An 18,550-nucleotide genomic window follows, 5' to 3' on the forward strand; every position below is an offset into this window, starting at 1 on the left:
TAGAAGGATGTTGTGATGTTAAAACAAATACTACCTAAGTGGTTTCTCGGGCTATCGGCCAGTGTATGGCTGCTGGTGAATACCTTTGTGTGTGGTTTATTGGTGCTATTGTTTGGCATCATAAAATTGCTTGTGCCAGTTAAGTTTATCTCTACAGCACTGCACTTTTTTTACGGTATGTGGTGTAAAGGCAATTACCTTGGTTTGCGCATCGCGTGCGACAAAATCCAAGTGAGCTTGCCAAAAGAATTACACGCTCAAGGGTGGTATTTGTTAATTTCCAATCACCTTAGCTGGCTTGATATCGTTGTGCTTAGTGCCATGGAGGTACTACCTGCACCTAAATTTTTTCTAAAAGATGAATTGAAATACGTGCCTTTTATTGGCACCGGTGCATGGGCAATGGGCATGCCATTTATGAAACGTGCGAGTAAAGCGCAGATCGCCAAAAACCCTAAGCTTAAAGGGATGGATGTAGAGCGTACCAAAGCCAGTTGTCGCAATTTTCGTGATCATCCCACAACGGTAATTAATTTTGTGGAAGGTACTCGTCATACTAAAGCCAAACATGCGCATCAAAATAGCCCGTTCAAGCATCTGCTCAAACCAAAGGCGGGTGGTGTAGCGTTTGCCCTAGAAGTGTTATCTGAGCAACTTGACGGCATGCTCAACGCGACTTTGGCTTATGAGTTAGAAGGTGAGCATATTTGCCGTGCATTTACGCTTGGACGCTTGGACGCAATTGATGTAAAAATAGACTACATCGCGATGGAGAAAGTGCCGCTTGGTAACTATCAAGCCGATAAAGCTTATCGTGTACAGTTTCAATCTTTTATGAATGAAGTTTGGCAACGCAAAGATTGCCAACTCGAAGCGCATTGGCTGCATTCGACTGAGCCAAATGACACGCTCAATGAGGAGCTAAAACAGCTATGAAGTTTGATCATCTTCATGATGTCGTTCAACCGTGGTTAAAAGAGTTACCGCAAGGCACTGTGATCAGTGCTTTATTCACTAACGGTGTTGCGGTTGTTGGGTTATTGTTTTTATATTGGGTGATCCGCCGTTTAGTGCTACCCAATGTTGAAAACCTCGCGCGCCATATTTCACCGCGTAAAATTGGTCACCTTGCCCCTCAGTTAAGTAAATTTAGCGGCCGCTTTGCCTTTGTATTGTGTTTACTGGTTTTTTCCGCCTACCACGAGCGTCTATTTGTCGCGCCAGCTTGGGTGTTTATCGTGATGGAAACACTGGTGTACGTCATGTTGGTGGTGGCATCAGGGTTTTTATTTAGCAGTTTAGTCAATTTAGGGAATGGCGTTTATAACCTCTTTCCATTCGCCAAAGAAGTGCCGATCCAAGGGATTATTCAAGTAATTAAGTTACTGATATTTATAGTTTGTTCTATATTGGTGGTGAGTATCTTGGTGGATAAATCACCGACCTATATTCTTTCCGGTTTTGGTGCTATCGCGGCAGTCATTATTTTGGTATTTAAAGATACGATTTTGGGGTTAGTTGCGAGTATTCAAATAGCAGCTAATCGACTGGTAACCACTGGCGACTGGATCCAAGTTGACGCATTTGGTGCAGACGGCGAGGTGATAGATCTGGGTTTAAATACCGTTAGGGTACGTAACTGGGATAACACCGTCACCACCATACCAACTTATATGTTGATCTCTGATTCATTTAAAAACTGGCGTGCCATGCAAGAATCTGCAGGACGCCGTATCAAACGCGCTATTCACATTGATTTTACTAGCATTGAGCCGTTGCCTGAGCAAAAGCAAGCGTTGCTAACCGAGCAGTATCCACTGCTGGAAAAGCTTGAAGAGGTACCAAGCGATATCACCAATTTAGGCTTATTTAGACGCTATGCAGAGGCCTATTTGAAGCAGCATGATGCCATTAATCAAGATTGTTTATGTATGGTCAGGGAGCTTGCCCCCACGCAACATGGCTTGCCTCTGGAGTTTTACTGTTTTAGTCGCGATAAACGCTGGGTGTTTTATGAGCATCTACAAGCCGATATTTTGGACTACATGCTAAGCGTAATGCCTGCATTTGGGTTACGTCCATACCAAAGTGTGAGTGATTATTTCGGTGCACACCGCGTGAAGGTGCGCGCCGGTAGCAAACCTGACGCAACTTCAGAATAATCACCAAGGCCACTGAAAGGTGGCCTATACACTTCCAGCGATAACCCCAAACACCATAAAGGCAATAAGCAATTGCCATATCGCGGGCTTTAACCATTTTAGTGCTACAAAGCCTAATACCACAGCGATGATATCGAGCACGCTATGCACCGCAGAAAGCCAAATTGGTTGATAAAACGCAGCGGCTAAAATCCCCACAACACCGGCATTTAATGCCGCGCTAATGCTGGCAAACCTTGGCAATGCAATAAGTGATTGCCACTGTTGGTTAAACGCCCACATTAATAGTAGGCCCGGCAAGAAAATAGCGAGCGTTGCAATCGCTGCGCCCAAAATGGGATGGGTATTGTCGACAACGGCGCCTAAAAAGCTTGCGATGGTAAACATCGGCCCTGGAATGGCTTGCGCGGCAGCATAAGCTGTTAAGAAGGTTTCTTGCGCGACTCCCTCAACACTGGTTTGTAGTAGCGGCAGCACGACATGACCGCCGCCAAAAACCAAGGAACCTGCTTGATAAAACTCGGCAAATAGTTGATTTGGTAGCACGGCAAAGGTTAACGCAAAGAGGCCAATAAATAGCGCAAATACAGACCAGTTGATTTGGCTTTTTGATTGACTCGGTTTACTTGGCGCATTGCTGAATGAGTAAAAGTAACCAGCAACGACAAGCACCATAAGCACACCCAATTGTGCGCTTAAGTTCGGCAGCATCAACAGCGTGAATGTGGCGAAAAATGCGACGAATTTGAGTGCTGTGGTTTTACAAAAGCTTTTCGCCATACTCAGTACCGCATCGGCAACGATGACAACAGCAAACAATTTCAACCCATCAATGACATTCAATGCAGTGCCCGAAAGCTGCTCAGCGGTTAATGCCAGCATGATCATGAGCAAAAAAGACGGTAGCGTAAACCCTAAGAAGGCGGCGATCCCTCCAAGTATTCCTGCTTTTTCTAAACCAATCGCAAATCCGACTTGGCTGGACCCCGGTCCTGGCAGTATTTGTGACAGACTGATCATACTGGCATAGCGCTCGTTACTCAGCCATTTTAAGTTATCGACAAAGTGTTTTTTAAAGAATCCAAGATGAGCCGCAGGCCCCCCAAAGCTCGTACATCCTAATAACAAAAACTGGTAAAATATTTTCAGAAACATAGTGTACCTTGTGATATTGTTAACCTTATATCTTCACAATTTTATATGACATATTTATGACTTTTGGCGCTGGTGCGCCTCAGTTGGATAAGTATTATGCGAATGACTTTTTTATCGCCGTGTTTACTTTTTTTGTTGGCGAACTTCTCTTGTTTTGCTCAGCAAATCAATGTCGCTGTTGATCACGCACCACCATATAGCATTATTGAAGACAGTGGTGAAGTGCAAGGTTTAATCTTAGATATATTGGCAACAGTACAGGCTCAAGCTGGTGTTGATTATCAAATAAATGCCGTTCCCTGTCCTTTCTCACGCTGTATGCGGATGATAGCGCAAGGTGAGGTAGACGTCATGGGTGGTTTGATCCGTACGCCTCAACGAGAAAAGTTAATCGACTTTATCGAACCCGCCTACATGGCGCTGACATCTTCGTTCGTGTTCTATGCTAAGCAAGACAGCGATATTCGGGTGGAACAATATACGGATCTTTATACCAAGCGGATTGCGGTGATGCGTGGCGGCGTTTTTTACCCTCGCTTTGATGAAGACCGTCAACTCAATAAAGTCCCAGTTTTTAGTGAACAAGTGGCGTTTGATTTATTGCTTAAAGGACGTGTTGACCTAGTGATCGCAGTTGAAGACACCGCTGAGGTGGCGATGGAAGTACTTGGTCAGCCCATTGAAAAGTTAAAAAAAGTCTCCTATCACCACGCTCAGCCGATTTATGGCCATATGGCGATGAGCAAACGTTTCAGCGGCACCGGGCTTGCGCAAACCATTCGTTTAACGATGAAGCAATTGGCTGAAAAAAAGCAGCTTGATGCTGTGGTTGCAAAATATAAACTGCCACCAGTTTCTGAGCATATAAGCGACTTAGTCCCAGCTCATCCTTAAAAAAACCGGCAAGGCTTCAGCCAGAGTTAATTGTTTATTGCAACAATATAGACAATCAAGTTGAAACGAACTCAGGTGGGAAGATGATTGCAAGAAATATGTTAATTGGTGCAGCCGTTGTGGTTGCTTTGTCTGGATGTGAAATGAATAACACAGGTAAAGGTGCGGCGATTGGTGCTGCAACCGGTGCGGTGTTAGGTAAGGCTACTGGTAACCACAAAGATAAGCGTCTTGCCATTGGTGCTGCGGTTGGTGCAATTGCAGGTGCCGCAATTGGTAACTATATGGACAAGCAGGAAGCCGCTTTTAACCAAGAGCTCGCGGGCACGGGGGTTGAGGTTGTTCGTGAAGGCGATCAAATGCGCTTAGTGTTACCATCAAACATAACCTTTGCGACTGGTAAGTCAGCAATCAGCCCTGGTTTTTACAATACACTACAAGGCATCGCGCGTGTGATGCAGCAGTACGATAAGACATTCTTAACGATTGTCGGGCATACAGACTCTACTGGCTCAGCGAGCTTCAACCAGACTTTGTCTGAACAGCGCGCAAATAGCGTTAAGCAGTATTTATTATCTCAGCAGGTACTTCCTGCGCGATTGTACGCAGAGGGTATGGGTGAGTCTCAGCCAATCGCGAGCAATAGCACCGAGCAAGGTAAGGCACAAAACCGCCGAGTAGAAATAAAAATTATTCCAAACCGCGCATAAGAAAAGTGCAAGGAGTGCTGCACAGCACTCCTTTTTTATAAAGTGTCACACACCACTTCAGCTTTGCAGGTAATTACGCTGACATTTGTATAACCGATACGTGTTAGTTGCTCTGCGGCAAAAATAGCACGGCCACCAGCAGCACAGTGTAAATAAATTGGCCTGTCTGCGTCTTTTTCCAGCTCTGGAAGCTTAAACTCTAGCAATCCTCTTGGGATATTTACCGCGCCGTTGGCCGCCTTTTGGCTATGTTCAGCCGGCTCTCTCACGTCGATAACCAGACCATTGTTTTGTGCAATCTCTGATTTTGCTTGTACCGCGTCAATGCAGCGTTGATTAGGCTTTACTGTCTTTAATACATCTTGGGCAGATATCAGCATATGTAGCTCCTTATTGGGTTATCGGTTTCATTATGACTCACCTTTCCTGAATGCCAAGTTTCTTCAATATAACGATCATAGGGCACCAGTTAGTAAAAGCAGACTGCACTAAATTGACACAAATAAACACACTAAACCAAACCCAATGTGGGTTGACAAAATGTGTGAGCAGTAAAGAAATGGCAAACATAACACCAGCGATTAATCTAAGTAGAGGATGTAAGGTCATAATGAGTGTCACCTTTAATATTAGATATTTCTAATATTAGACATTGCTAATGTTTTTGTCTATACTTTAAGCGCATTTATTTTTTGGGAGTCAACATGGATCTTCAGCAAATGGCGCAAAATGCCGAACAGGCAGAAGCCTTGTTAAAGCTTATGGCGAATAAAAATCGCTTGATGATTTTGTGTGCATTGCAAAAGCAAGAGCTCAGTGTTAGCCAGCTTAATGAAATGGTGCCGTTAGCGCAGTCTGCCTTATCACAACATTTAGCCAGCATGAGAAAGGCACAAATCGTGGCGACTAGGCGTGAGGGGGCGACGATTTATTATCATGTTAAAGATAGCCGAGTCGCTGTACTACTCGAGAGTTTATATCAGCTGTTCTGCGCCTCAAGTGCAGAGTAACAGGAACGATTAAGATGCAAAAGTTAGATGGTGTCATTCGGTATGCTCTACAAGGCAGTTTGCCAACGATTATCTTCTTGTGCGCTGTGGTACTTGGATTATTTGCATTGCAAATGACACCACGAGAGGAAGAACCACAGATAGTGGTGCCTATGCTGGATATTCATGTGTCGGTACCAAATACTGCCTCACCAGAAGTGGCACGATTGGTCACCACTCCACTTGAAAAGTTACTGCTGCAAATTCCAGGCGTTGAACACGTCTATTCTACGACTCAAACCGGTGGCACGGTTGTTACTTTAAGATTTCATGTGGGTGAAGACAGAGAGAAAGCCATTCTCAACACCTACACTAAGCTGTTTGCCAACCAGCATACTATGCCGGGAATTGTCACTCAGTGGCAGATCCGTCCAATAGAAGTCGATGACGTTCCGATTCTTATGCTCGGACTGACAAGTTCAAAACCGCAACTATATGATGACTACGCGCTAACGCGCTTTGCACAAGAGCTAGCTATCCAGTTACAGAGCATCGCAGATACCAGCGAGGTTTCGGTTATTACCGGGCGCACGAGAGCACTTAGGGTTGAGTTGAACTTAGCTGCGCTTGCAGCACATCAAACAACACCAATGGATGTTTTAGGTGCTATCCAAAGTAGTAATCTAGTGACACGTGTCGGGCAAGTGACGGCAGGCAGTAACACGATTGCCTTTGAATCTGGTGATGTCCTTCGTAATAGGTCGGCACTTGAAGGTCTCACGGTGAATGTAATCAATGGCCGTGCCATTGTTTTAAAAGAAGTTGCTCGGGTTATTGATGGTCCTAGTGAACCCGATAGCTATCAGTGGTTAGCAAGCAGTGACAGTCAGGCTGATGCACCATTAGTGACGATTGGCGTGGCGAAGCAAAAGGGAAGTAATGCGGTAACGGTTGCAGAGCAAAGTTTAGCGCTTGTAACCCAGCTACAACAGGAGATCCTTCCCGCTGAGGTATCGGTAAAAGTACTAAGAAACTATGGTGAGACGGCCAATGACAAAGTCAATAATCTTACCTCTAGCTTGGCCTTTGCGGTATTTACCGTTGTGATATTTGTCGGTGTATTTTTAGGTTGGCGGCCTGCCATCGTTGTTGGTCTTGCAGTGCCAATTTGCTATGGCATTACACTTGGGTTGGACTTTGCGTTTGGTTACACCATTAATCGGGTCACCTTGTTTGCGCTTATTTTGTCGCTGGGATTGTTGGTCGATGACCCAATCACTGGGATTGATAATATTAGCCGCTTTATTCATCGTGGCGCGGCGGCTGACACAGATCATAACATTGTCGCTGCTATGGTCGAGATCAAATCTGCGCTTTTGATGTCAACGTTAACTATCATCATGGCGTTTATTCCATTGGCGTTTATTACTGGCATGATGGGTCCATATATGGCACCCATGGCATTTAACGTCCCCATTAGTGTCATTGCCTCGACGTTAGTGGCTTTTTTAGTGACGCCTTGGCTGTCTAAAAAGTTACTCAAAGCGGATTCAAAAACAAGTGAAGTCGCGCCTCAAGACTCGTACTACAGCAAAATCATGCTGCCAATTTTACAAAACCCACGCAAAGCCAAGTGGTTATTATGGGGCGTGTTAGGGTTATTTGTTGCGAGTGTGAGCCTCCCTATTTTTAGAGTCGTACCACTGAAATTACTGCCGTTTGACAATAAAAGTGAAATCCAAGTACTGATAGATATGCCTGAGGGCACCAGCCTTGAGCAAACGGCCGCAATGACGAGGCAAGTACAGCAAATCGTTTGGTCAGAAGCTGAAGTGACCGACATCGCCGCTTTTGTCGGTAAGCCTTCCAGTATGGATTTTAATGGTATGGTGCGAGGCTATTATCGTCGTAGTGGTACGCATCTTGCCGAACTTAGAGTTTTACTGGTGGATAAGCGTGAACGCGAACATCAATCTCACGCCATCGTCATGCGACTGCGTGAAAAGCTTCAGCCTTTTAACCAAACTTTGACGCAAGTAAAAGTGGTGGAAGTGCCACCGGGACCTCCGGTATTAAGTACACTCGTTGCTGAGGTTTATGCAGATCCGTTTGTTGCTCGTGAAACACAAGAGCAAGCAGCCCAGAGGTTAGCGCATCGTTTAAGGCAGGAGCCACATGTGGTTGAGGTTGACACCTCAATGGCTTCGCCAACATGGCTAAAGCGGTTTGTGGTTGATAAACAAAAGGCTGCGTTATCAGGTGTGGCCACAGAGGATATAAATCAATCTTTAGTGGTTGCAAGCAGCGGCATGTCAGCAGGCTTTTTATATACTCAAGGTGAAGTCGCAACGGTGCCCATCGAGTTAGGTGTGAGTTACGCGCAGCGTAATCAGTGGCAAAACGTATTGGCGATGCAAGTTCGTGGTCGTCAGGAGTTGGCTAAAACTACTCAAGAATATGGCTTAGAGCAGGCTGCGAGGCCCCTTGTGGCGATTGGTGAACTTGGCGAATTAACATCTATCCCTACGGCTCCCGTGATCCTTCGGAAAGACCTACAAGAGGTGATTTATGTGTTTGCGGAGCTAAATGGCCGCACGCCAGCTGAGGTGATTGCCGATGTGGTTGCGGATGAAAACCAACAGGTAACGCCGAGCAATTGGACGTCTCGTACCTTTCTACAAAGTGGCGGTGGAGTCACTTGGTCGATGTTAGAAGGAACCCACTATACCTTTAAAGGCGAAGGTGAGTGGCGCATTACCATAGATGTATTTAGGGATATGGGGATCGCATTTGCATTTGCACTGGTGGCGATATTTATCATCCTGCGGATACAAACGGCATCTAGTAGCTTATCACTTATCATTATGTCGGCTATTCCCCTCACCATGATAGGGATTATGCCGGGCTTTTGGTTGCTCAATCAATTTGGTGAGCGTGTGATTGCAGGTGCGCCAGAGCCTGTGTTATTTACAGCGACCGCGATGATAGGGATGATAGCGCTGGCCGGAATTGTGGTGAGAAATTCTCTGATTTTGGTGGAATTTATTAATCAGTCTCGCGCGGCTGGTATGGCACTTATCGACGCATTGATTGCGGCGGGAAGTGTAAGAATGCGACCAGTATTACTTACAGCAGGTACGACGTTATTAGGCAACTTGGTGATTATCTTAGATCCCGTTTTTAGTGGCCTCGCCCTTGCTATTATCTTCGGGATCATTGCTTCAACGTTATTTTCACTGTTAGTCGTGCCTATCGTTTATTACTTAGTATTCAAAGAATCATCGACATCTAATCAATCCCTTAATACCTCATCAGTTCAGGAGCCTTCTCATGTCTCGTAATAAAATCTTTATTCCTGTTCTTGCTATTTTTTGCCTATTATTGATGGTCGTATGGCTTGCTGGTGGATTCCAAAATAAGCTAGCTCCGGGCAATAAGTCCGAACTTCCAGCTTATCAAGGAGCACGTTATACCGTGCAAAAGTCGCTGATTGCGATGATTGAGCAAGTGCCTGCGAGTGTGGTTGCAAAAGAAAATACGTTAGTGTCCAGTCGGTTATTGGCGGAGCTTAAAACGCTTAACGTCAGAGCCGGTGATAAAGTCACTGCGGGACAGCTGATAGCAACACTCGATGATGCCGAGCTTAAAGCAGAGCTGCAAAGAGTGGCGGCGCAGCAAGCGGCGAATTCAGCCAAGCTAGAGCAAGCAACTAAGCAATTAGTACGCAATAAATCTCTTAATGAAAAAGGGCTTATCGCGATTAACCAAGTGGATGAGTGGCAAGCAACAGTGAGCGAGTTACAAGCGCAAGATAAGGCATTGCAAGAAGCGTATCGCAGCGCTGAAGTCGCGCTGGGTTACACGCAAATCACAGCCCCTATTTCGGGGAAAGTGGTGGCGCGCTTACAAGAGCCGGGCAGCATGGTTAGCCCTGGAGGTGCCGTTATTTCGCTATTCAACCCATTACAATTGCAGATTGAAGCGCCAATTCGCGAGAGCCAAGTTAAGCATATTCAGTTAGGAAGCGAGATTAAGGTGCGCATACCTGCGCTAGATATAAGCCAAACCGCGCGTGTGTCGGAAATGGTGCCAATTGCCGACAGCCAAGCGCGCAGCTTGATGATTAAATTGGATATGCCTTTGCTGAAAAATGTGGTGCCTGGCATGTACGCGCTGGTTGAGCTTGTGCTTGGCGAGCAGGCGGTTATCCAAATTCCAACGAATATGATCAGCAAGTATGGTCAATTGGCGATGGTTGAAGTAATAGAAAGTGGCCAGCTTCACAAACGCTACCTCAGGTTGGGCGAAGAGACTGGTAATAAAACGATTGTTATCAGTGGCCTAAACGAAGGCGATCAGCTAGCTGTGCAGCGATAGTTAGCTGATCTGAACGATTAAATAAACGAAGCGATTTCGGCGAGTGATTTTTTCACTGTTGCGTGCTCTGGAATAGTTGCATCTTCACTTGGATAGCCCGCAATCAATAACATATAAGGACGTTCGTTATCTTTATCTCTACCGCACAACTCGCTTAAAAAGCTCATCGGTTTAGGAGTATGGGTCAGTGTGGCAAGTCCTGCATTATGCAGGGCTTGGATAAGAAACCCAGTAGCTATCCCAACCGATTCATGGACATAGTAGTTGGTATTTTTGTCTTCCGCGTGGATCCCACCTTTTTTCTGACTAAAAATAGCGATAAGCCAAGGTGCATGTTCTAAGTAGGGTTTTTGTGCATCTGTGCCCAAAGGTTTTAACGCGTCCAACCACTCATCTCCGGCACGGCCTTGGTAAAACGAGCGCTCGAGGTCCTCGGCTGCAGCTCGGATCTGCTTTTTCTTTTCTGCGCTGCCAATCGCCACGAAATGCCATGGTTGATGATTTGCACCACTGGGGGCTGTGCCCGCTGCTTTGATACAAGTTTCGATGATTTCTTGCGGTACTGGGCGGTCGCTAAAAGCACGGATGCTATGACGTCTCTTACTGTTTTCCAAGAATGCTTCCGCACGACTTAGCATTTCTTCGTGAGGGTATTCAATAAAATCCGTCAGTGGGTGGTTGGCGTGATCTTGCATGTTAGTTTTCCTTGGGTTTTGTAAACTAAGAATGTTTCTTAGTGTTTCAGTGTTTACTTTTATTTGCAATTGATATGTTTATGTTAATTGTCACTAACCTAGGTAAATGTTATAAAAAGGACAATAATAAAAATCCGGAAAGGAAATAAAAATGCTCGAAATATCAGGACTTTCAAAAACCTATGATAATGGTGTTCATGCTTTGAGAGGTGTAAACCTGACTATTCCAAAGGGAATGTTTGGTTTACTTGGACCCAATGGCGCTGGAAAATCATCGTTGATGCGCACGATTGCCACATTACAGTCGGCGGATGCTGGCACCATACAGTTCGATGGTGTGAATGTCTTAAAAGAGCCCAAGGCACTTCGCGCACGTCTAGGCTATCTGCCGCAAGATTTCGGTGTTTACCAACGTGTTAGTGCGTATGATTTATTGGATCATATGGCAATTTTAAAAGGGTTGAATAATAAAAAAGAGCGTAAAGAAGCCGTTGACGGGTTGCTCGCACAAACGAACTTATATGATCACCGTAAAAATGCGGTCAGCGGATTTTCTGGAGGTATGCGTCAACGCTTTGGTATTGCCCAGGCATTACTTGGCGATCCTGATTTACTTATTGTAGATGAACCGACTGCGGGATTAGACCCAGAAGAACGTAATCGTTTTCACAACCTACTCGTTGGCTTAGGTGAGAGTAAAGTGGTTATCTTATCAACGCATATCGTGGAGGATGTATCTGAGCTATGTCCGAATATGGCCGTGCTGGCGAGCGGACAAATTTTACTTGAAGGTAATCCTATTGCACTCACTGAGCAGCTACAGGGGAAAATCTGGCGTAAGTCGGTCACTCTTGCGGAAGCGAAAGAAGTAGAGCAAAACCTACCGGTTATTTCTAAGCGCTTATTCGCGGGTCAGACTTTACTTAACGTATTTGCTGATCAAGCACCTGAAGGGTTTGAAGCGGTACCTGCCGATTTAGAGGACGTTTATTTTTCTACTCTGCATACTCATCGAAATAATCAAGCAGCGTAAGGAGTAGGCAGATGCTATTTAAAATGATGCGTTTTGAGCTGCGGTATTTTGTCCGTCAGCCTTCCTTTTATGTGACTTCTCTGATTCTATTTTTGCTCACCTTTTTTGCCTCAGTTTCGGACTCCGTACAGATTGGTGGTGGCAGTAACGTCAATGTAAACTCGCCCTATGCCATCTTGCAAACTGTTGCCATCATGACCATTTTTTCCATCTTTTTGGTGGTTAACTTTGTTGGTAGTGCTGTAATAAGAGACGATCAAAGTAAGTTCAGTGAACTTATTTTGAGTAAGCCCTTGCACTTAGCTCAATATCGTTTAGGTCGATTTTTCGGTGCATATCTTGTCACCTTGTTGGTATTTTCAATGTGTTTAGTGGGGATCTGGGTAGGTTCTGGTATCGGCGGGTTAGTCGGTTGGTTGGATACCGAACTGATCGGGCCTAATAAACTCAGCTATTACCTAACGCCACTATTTGTCATCGCGGCCCCTTCACTGTTCTTTATGGCGAGCCTATTTGCGCTGGTGGCGCAAAAATTTAGAACCATGATAGCAATGTACTTGGTTGCTGTGGGTTTGTTTGTGACTTATCTTGTGGCAAATAGTATTTTTTCAGATATCGAATACCGTACTATTGCTGCATATTTAGACATGTTTGGCCTATCAGCTATTTCGGCGCAATCAGAATATTGGACCATTGCAGATCGCAATACGTCAGTCATAAGCCTAGTTGATGAACTGCTCTATAACCGCTTAATTTGGATGTCAGTTGCACTGCTCAGTTTAGGTGCTTTAGCCTTAAATACTTCTCATTATTTACCGCAAAAACAAAAAACCAAGAGCAAAGCCAAAGAAGATGGTAGTCAAGCGTCGGCATTGCTGAATCGTTTTGATTTTAAAGCGAGCGTAGGTAGTAGTTGGGTGCACTTTTGTACCAGAACCACTTTTGAAGTAAAGCAAGTGCTTAAAAGCTATCCATTCTTAGTGCTATTAATTTTGGCGGTGGCAACCTTAATACCTGCATTGGTTGGTTCATTTAATTGGTATGGCACAGAAGTATGGCCAGTGACCTTTAGAATGGTAGAGCTTATCCACGGCAGCTTCTGGCAATTATTGGTCATTGTGTTGGTGTACTACAGCGCTGAGCTGGTATGGCATGATCGTGATTCGCGAATGGGAGACATTGTTGACTCTTATCCTGTTGCAAACTGGGTATTTTGGGGCTCTAAATACATAGCCTTAGTTGCGGTGATGACGCTGCTATGTGTATTTGGTAGCTTGATAACCATTAGCTATCAACTATTGTCGGGTGTGACACAGATAGATCTTGCCCAGTATATTGTGCGCTTGGGTTATTTGTATGTGTTAGGTTTTGCTTTCCAAACCACCTTAGCATTTTTGATACAGGTGATGAGTCCGAGCAAATACATGGGTATGGGAATATATGTCGTTTATTTCATTATTTCGATAGTCCTGACCAACTTTGGTTTTGAGCACAACATGTATCACTTAGGCGAAACTTCCCCAGTGCCGTACTCAGATATTAATGGTTATGGTCATTTCCTCAGTGCGGCACATTGGTACAATATGTACTGGTTTGGTTTTAGCATGATGTTAGCGACACTAAGCTATGCACTTTGGCCTCGCGGTGCGGGGCAAACGCTGAAAGCACGTATTGCACTGATGGGCTATCAGTTAGGTAACGCTGGTAAAGCGTTATTGGCTTGTGGTGCTTTAATCTTCGTGGGTAGTGGTGGCTACATTTACTACAACACGCAAGTGGTCAATGAGTTTATTACGCAAGATGAAGCTGAAGATATCGCAGAGCAATATGAGCAACAATTTGCCCAGTATCGAGATGACCCTGTACCAGTCACGTTAGATGTACAGCTCAATGCTGAGGTATTTCCAAAGACACGTCGTATTGAAGCGCAGGTAAAGCTGTTGGTTGAAAACCGCTCAGATAAAGAGATTACTCGCTTCTTGGTCAATAAACCTGATCATACATTAGAGTGGCAAGTTGAAATGGCTGGCGCTACGCTTGGTGAAGAGGATAAAACCTTTAAGCATGCTTGGCTTGAGCTCTCACAACCAATGACACCGGGTGAGCAGCGTGAAATTACGATGTCAGTTGTACGGCAAACACTTGGCTTTGTAGATAGAGGCAATGATGAAACCTTGGTGAACAATGGTACTTTCATCGATAACACGACGTTGTTCCCGACATTTGGTTACAGCATCTATAAGCAAATTCAAGACAAAAGTGAGCGTCGCCAGCGCGGCCTTGAACCACTAAAACGTGGTAATAAGATTGAAGAAACACACTATCATCATGAACCATTATTTGCGGAAAATTTCGTCACATTCGCCGCAACGGTGACGACGGATGAATCGCAAGTTGCGATGGTGCCGGGCTATTTGCAATCAAAATACAGCAAAGACGGCCGTACGACCTATGTCTATGAAATGGATGCTCCAATGCTGCACTTCTATAACATCTTGTCGATGGATCTTGAGGTGAAACAGGAAGAGTATAAAGGCATTGCGCTCGAGGTTTACTACCATAAAGATCATGCCTGGAATGTCGACACTATGCTGCAGTCGACTAAAGACTCTATTGATTATTTCACGCGAGAGTTTGGACCTTACCAACATAAGCAAATGCGTATTATTGAGTTTCCTCGTTACCGAGATTTTGCGCAAAGCTTTGCCAATACAGTGCCTTACTCGGAAAATATTGGCTTTTTGACGGACACCCGTAACCCAGACAATATCAATGTACCTTACTATGTGACGTCACATGAGCTGGCGCACCAATGGTGGGCGCATCAGGTGATTGGAGCTAATGTGGAGGGGTCAAATATCCTGTCGGAAATGTTGTCGCAATATTCAGCCATTATGGTGATGAAAGAAAAGTACGGCGAGCATAATCTCCGTAAATTCTTGAAGTATGAACTAGACACCTATTTAAGTGGACGGGGTTCTGATCCGTATGAAGAGCGGGCGTTATCCAGAACAATCGGTCAGCAGTACATTCACTACAATAAAGGCTCTGTCGTGATGTTAGCGCTGCACGATTTACTTGGAGAAACGCGACTCAATAGCGCATTAAGAAGCTTCTTAAATAACTATCGTTTTAGAACAGATATCTATCCAACAACACTCGACTTTTTGACTTACTTAAAAGCGGGGGCTTCAGAGCAAGAACAAGTATTTATCGAAGATCAGTTCAATGCGATTACGTTGTATGAGCTTAAGCTTGCAGGTGTTGAAGTGCAAGAAGCGACGCAAGCGGGAGAACTTCATACAGTGACCTTAACGGTTGAGGCTGCGAAAAAGCATGCAGATGGTGAAGGTAACGAAGAAGAAATCCCGCTTAATCAAGAGATTGATATAGCCTTATTCTCTGCCGATCCTAACAACATTCAAAGTGACGAAACGCTGTTATATCTACAAAAACACGCGATCACATCGGGTGAAAATAAGATTGAGTTGAAAGTAACAGAGTTACCGAAATTTGCGGGAGTTGATCCGTTTGTAAAACTGATTGATAAGAAAACCGCCGATAACATCAAGTCACTCTAATCGATACATTGGTAGAAGAGGGCTTTTTCGAAAGCCCTCAATCGTTTTTAAAGGAAAGTTATGCCAGATTTATTGCAAGTAACAGGGGTGTCGAAGCAATATGTTTCGGTAAAAGCAGTAGATAATCTAAGTTTTAGCGTTAAACAAGGTGAGATCTTTGCACTACTGGGCCCTAATGGTGCGGGTAAATCATCCCTCGTGAGAATGCTGGTTGGATTTACCTATCCAGATAGCGGCACAATCTCCGTCAATATTGATGGGCAAGCATATCAATCAATCCCTCATCAAAGTTTAGGTTATCTCCCTGAAGATAGAGGACTGTACGCTGAAAAAACCGTGCAGCAGAATTTGCTCTATTTTGCCAAGCTACGCGGTGTTGAGAAAAACGCAGCGCTAGCACAGATAGAGTCTTGGCTAACGCAGTTTGATTTAAGTGACAGAGCGCATGAGCGGTTGAAATCGTTGTCAAAAGGCAATCAGCAAAAAGTACAGTTAATATCGGCTGTATTGCACAAGCCCAAGGTTGTATTGCTTGATGAGCCTTTCTCTGGTCTTGACCCCATCAACCAAGAAAAGGTGGTGGTGTTTTTAGAAGCGTTAAAAGCACAAGGCATGACCGTTATTTTAAGCGCACATCAGATGGCGATGGTGGAAAAGCTGGCCGATCGAATGCTGTTAATGAATCACGGGCAAGCCGTGCTTTATGGCACATTAGCCGAAATAAAACAGGACGTTGGTGTTGGCATCGACATCACTGTGAGTTTCAGTGAGGCAACGAACTACGCAGCGCTCAATTTAGGTAACTACAGGGTCGCGTGTACTCAATTAAGCCAGAATAAGATTAAGTTTGAGTTGAGTAACTCCTCAGAGCTTAATTTACTGCTCGCCGATTTGTCTAAATCAACGACTTTGCAAGGAATAGAAACCAAAACGATGGACTTGCATCAACTCTATCTAAAAGCAATCGAATCCCATCAAGGCAAAGTGCAATCTCAGGAGAATATCCATGTCTCATAAGCTGCAACAGATACTGCAAGTGACCAAATGGGAGTTTATGTACTTTTTTAAACTCAAGCAGGAGCTAATCGGTAAAGCAATTATGCTGGCGATAGGCTTGCTTATCTATTTTTGGCAAAGCACTTCGTTTTTTGAACCTGAGCAATATGTTATCGCAACACCATCCGCCATGAACTTAACTCAGCTACCTGAGCCTTTGCTTCTAAAGCGAGTTGATGCTTCAAAAGCTGAGCTTCTGACTCAGTTAGAACAAGAGGAAATTGACGGTATTTTGATACTTCAAGCCCAAGCGGGTGAGGCGTTACAGTTTGAACTGATTACCACGGGTAAAATGTCTTGGCAGAATGAAGTTGAGGTAGCGCTTACGCAGTTTTACAGCAACGAACTCGCACAGAGCTTTAATTTATCTGCCGCTCAGCTCGCTTTGTTACAGCAACCTGTGAGCGTTTCCAATCAATATACCAAGGATGCGGTTAAGGAGGCACACAACCAGTCTTCGATGACAGCATTTGGCGTGATGCTATTGATGCTCATCGGTATTTTTACGTCATTTGGACAGATCTTCGTGTCTATCACCGGAGAAAAGCAGCAGCGTGTTACCGAGCAATTATATTCTTGTATGAATGCGCAAACTTGGATTGACGGCAAAATATTTGGTCAAATGCTCCATTGTCTAAAGGCTATGTTGAGTACGTTATTTTCATTTTTGTTGGCGATGGCTTTTATACAAGTCGTTGTAAAAAACGAAGCCTTGGACTTTACGATGATAGACTTTGCAATGTTGCCTTGGTTTACTCTGTTTGCGATAGTCGGTCTTTATATGGCAACAGCCTTTATGGCAGCAATAGCCGCAGCTATTGACGATCCTAACCATAGTGGCAAGACAGGATTTATGATGATCCCTATATTGCCAATTGTTATCGCGTTTATGATTGTTGATAGTCCTAGCAGCCTTGCCGTGGATATTTTGAGCCTTTTCCCGCTTACCGCATTTGTGGTGATGCCAGTAAAAATGGCATTAATTGAAGTACCCATTTGGCAAGTGTTATGTGCGTTGGTCAGCGCATTACTTGGTTGCTACCTTATCCGTGTTGCCGCAGGACGTTTGTTTAAAGCGGGTATGGTGATGTATGGCAAGGAACCCTCAATTAAGGATATGGTGCGCTGGGTCTGTAAACCGGAATAATACCGTTTATATGATAACTTGCTAGCACAACGCTTTGGTTATGGTACGCTCCATAACCGGAGCTTATGGCCGTACAGAGAGGGTGAAATGTATCAACATATTGATAATGAAAACAATAAAATAAGTCTACCAGCGGGAAAAATCGTTTGTGTTGGGAGAAACTACGTAGCGCATGCCAAAGAGCTAGATAATCCCATTCCAAGCAGTCCGCTGTTGTTTATCAAACCAGCAACGAGCTTAGTACCATTTAATAATGAAATGATGTTGGACGCCGCACTTGGCGAACATCATTATGAGGCCGAGCTTGCACTATTGGTAGGCACCAAAATTGATGCAAAAACCCCTGAGCCTCTCAAGGATATCGCTGGAATTGGGCTGGCACTCGACTTGACATTACGAGACTTACAAAGTGAGCTAAAAGCACAAGGACACCCATGGGAGCGGGCAAAGGCCTATGATAATAGTTGCCCAACGACGCCTTTTGTACCATGTGATGAAAACACCTTTGCTGAGAGTATTGAATATCGTTTTTGGCAAAATGGAGAGCTTAAACAGCATGGCGACTCTAGCTTAATGATTTTTCCAATCACTGAGTTGCTAATGGACATTGCTCGTTACTTTACGCTTCAGCCAGGAGATATTGTCTTAACAGGAACGCCAAAAGGGGTAGGGAGCCTAGCACATGGCGATGAACTTACGCTGCAGCTGAAAAGCCATACTCCTTGGCATGGCAAAGTTGCGATAGATTAGA

The 18,550-nt window shown here is 44.6% G+C and carries 16 protein-coding genes; 12 read left to right on the forward strand and 4 right to left on the reverse strand.

Annotated features, from left to right (window positions below; translation table 11 throughout):
* The first annotated feature begins 15 nt into the window (after positions 1-15).
* Entirely contained in the window at positions 16-936 is a 921-nt protein-coding gene (locus tag A587_RS0115665) for an acetyltransferase (RefSeq protein ID WP_017218365.1), read from the forward strand.
* Positions 933-2,162, forward strand: coding sequence for a mechanosensitive ion channel family protein (locus A587_RS0115670; RefSeq protein ID WP_017218366.1), 1,230 nt, complete (start codon positions 933-935; stop codon positions 2,160-2,162). Before A587_RS0115665 ends, A587_RS0115670 begins: the two co-directional genes overlap by 4 nt.
* A gap of 24 nt (positions 2,163-2,186) precedes the next feature.
* Here A587_RS0115670 and chrA read toward each other — a convergent pair whose 3' ends face one another.
* The gene (gene chrA / locus A587_RS0115675) at positions 2,187-3,317 is read right to left on the reverse strand and encodes a chromate efflux transporter (RefSeq protein WP_017218367.1); all 1,131 of its coding nucleotides are present in this window, start codon (positions 3,315-3,317) and stop codon (positions 2,187-2,189) included.
* Between the two features lie 96 nt (positions 3,318-3,413).
* Between chrA and A587_RS0115680 the strand changes: the two genes are divergently transcribed.
* Both A587_RS0115680 and A587_RS0115685 read left to right on the forward strand, forming a co-directional pair.
* Complete coding sequence (locus A587_RS0115680) at positions 3,414-4,211, forward strand: substrate-binding periplasmic protein (RefSeq protein ID WP_017218368.1); 798 nt, start codon at positions 3,414-3,416, stop codon at positions 4,209-4,211.
* Between the two features lie 83 nt (positions 4,212-4,294).
* A complete protein-coding gene (locus A587_RS0115685) occupies positions 4,295-4,921 on the forward strand; it encodes an OmpA family protein (RefSeq protein ID WP_010378204.1) in 627 nt (208 codons plus the stop codon).
* 35 nt (positions 4,922-4,956) lie between these two features.
* Here the strand turns inward: A587_RS0115685 and A587_RS0115690 are convergent, their stop codons facing one another.
* Both A587_RS0115690 and A587_RS24780 read right to left on the reverse strand, forming a co-directional pair.
* The gene (locus tag A587_RS0115690; RefSeq protein WP_010378206.1) at positions 4,957-5,301 is read right to left on the reverse strand and encodes a rhodanese-like domain-containing protein; all 345 of its coding nucleotides are present in this window, start codon (positions 5,299-5,301) and stop codon (positions 4,957-4,959) included.
* A 37-nt stretch (positions 5,302-5,338) separates the two neighbouring features.
* On the reverse strand, positions 5,339-5,530 hold the full coding sequence (locus A587_RS24780) for a YgaP family membrane protein (RefSeq protein WP_045987806.1): 192 nt from the start codon (positions 5,528-5,530) through the stop codon (positions 5,339-5,341).
* Between the two features lie 95 nt (positions 5,531-5,625).
* On the opposite strand from A587_RS24780, the gene A587_RS0115695 reads away from it, so the two are divergent.
* The 3 genes from A587_RS0115695 to A587_RS0115705 are packed head-to-tail and all read left to right on the forward strand — an operon-like array spanning position 5,626 to position 10,287.
* The gene (locus tag A587_RS0115695) at positions 5,626-5,931 is read left to right on the forward strand and encodes an ArsR/SmtB family transcription factor (RefSeq protein ID WP_017218369.1); all 306 of its coding nucleotides are present in this window, start codon (positions 5,626-5,628) and stop codon (positions 5,929-5,931) included.
* A gap of 14 nt (positions 5,932-5,945) precedes the next feature.
* A complete protein-coding gene (locus tag A587_RS0115700; RefSeq protein ID WP_017218370.1) occupies positions 5,946-9,251 on the forward strand; it encodes an efflux RND transporter permease subunit in 3,306 nt (1,101 codons plus the stop codon).
* Positions 9,241-10,287, forward strand: a complete 1,047-nt coding sequence (locus tag A587_RS0115705) for an efflux RND transporter periplasmic adaptor subunit (protein ID WP_017218371.1) — start codon at positions 9,241-9,243, stop codon at positions 10,285-10,287. The genes A587_RS0115700 and A587_RS0115705 overlap by 11 nt, the downstream gene beginning before the upstream one ends.
* A gap of 17 nt (positions 10,288-10,304) precedes the next feature.
* Here A587_RS0115705 and A587_RS0115710 read toward each other — a convergent pair whose 3' ends face one another.
* A complete protein-coding gene (locus A587_RS0115710; protein ID WP_017218372.1) occupies positions 10,305-10,982 on the reverse strand; it encodes a nitroreductase family protein in 678 nt (225 codons plus the stop codon).
* 151 nt (positions 10,983-11,133) lie between these two features.
* Between A587_RS0115710 and A587_RS0115715 the strand changes: the two genes are divergently transcribed.
* From A587_RS0115715 to A587_RS0115735, 5 genes are all read left to right on the forward strand, one after another.
* Positions 11,134-12,015 carry an ABC transporter ATP-binding protein gene (locus tag A587_RS0115715; RefSeq protein ID WP_010378221.1) on the forward strand — a complete coding sequence of 294 codons (882 nt, stop codon included), beginning with the start codon at positions 11,134-11,136 and terminating at the stop codon, positions 12,013-12,015.
* An 11-nt stretch (positions 12,016-12,026) separates the two neighbouring features.
* Positions 12,027-15,596: an ABC transporter permease/M1 family aminopeptidase gene (locus tag A587_RS0115720; RefSeq protein ID WP_017218373.1), complete on the forward strand. Its 3,570-nt coding sequence runs from the start codon at positions 12,027-12,029 to the stop codon at positions 15,594-15,596.
* Positions 15,597-15,656: 60 nt separating this feature from the next.
* Positions 15,657-16,613, forward strand: a complete 957-nt coding sequence (locus A587_RS0115725; RefSeq protein WP_017218374.1) for an ABC transporter ATP-binding protein — start codon at positions 15,657-15,659, stop codon at positions 16,611-16,613.
* Positions 16,603-17,799, forward strand: a complete 1,197-nt coding sequence (locus tag A587_RS0115730) for an ABC transporter permease (protein ID WP_010378225.1) — start codon at positions 16,603-16,605, stop codon at positions 17,797-17,799. The genes A587_RS0115725 and A587_RS0115730 overlap by 11 nt, the downstream gene beginning before the upstream one ends.
* 87 nt (positions 17,800-17,886) lie before the next feature.
* Positions 17,887-18,549 carry a fumarylacetoacetate hydrolase family protein gene (locus tag A587_RS0115735; RefSeq protein ID WP_017218375.1) on the forward strand — a complete coding sequence of 221 codons (663 nt, stop codon included), beginning with the start codon at positions 17,887-17,889 and terminating at the stop codon, positions 18,547-18,549.
* The last annotated feature ends 1 nt before the right edge of the window (position 18,550 follow it).

Origin of the sequence: Pseudoalteromonas sp. NJ631 (genome assembly GCF_000276645.1) — a bacterium.
In the GTDB taxonomy this organism is placed as follows: Bacteria; Pseudomonadota; Gammaproteobacteria; order Enterobacterales; family Alteromonadaceae; genus Pseudoalteromonas; species Pseudoalteromonas piscicida.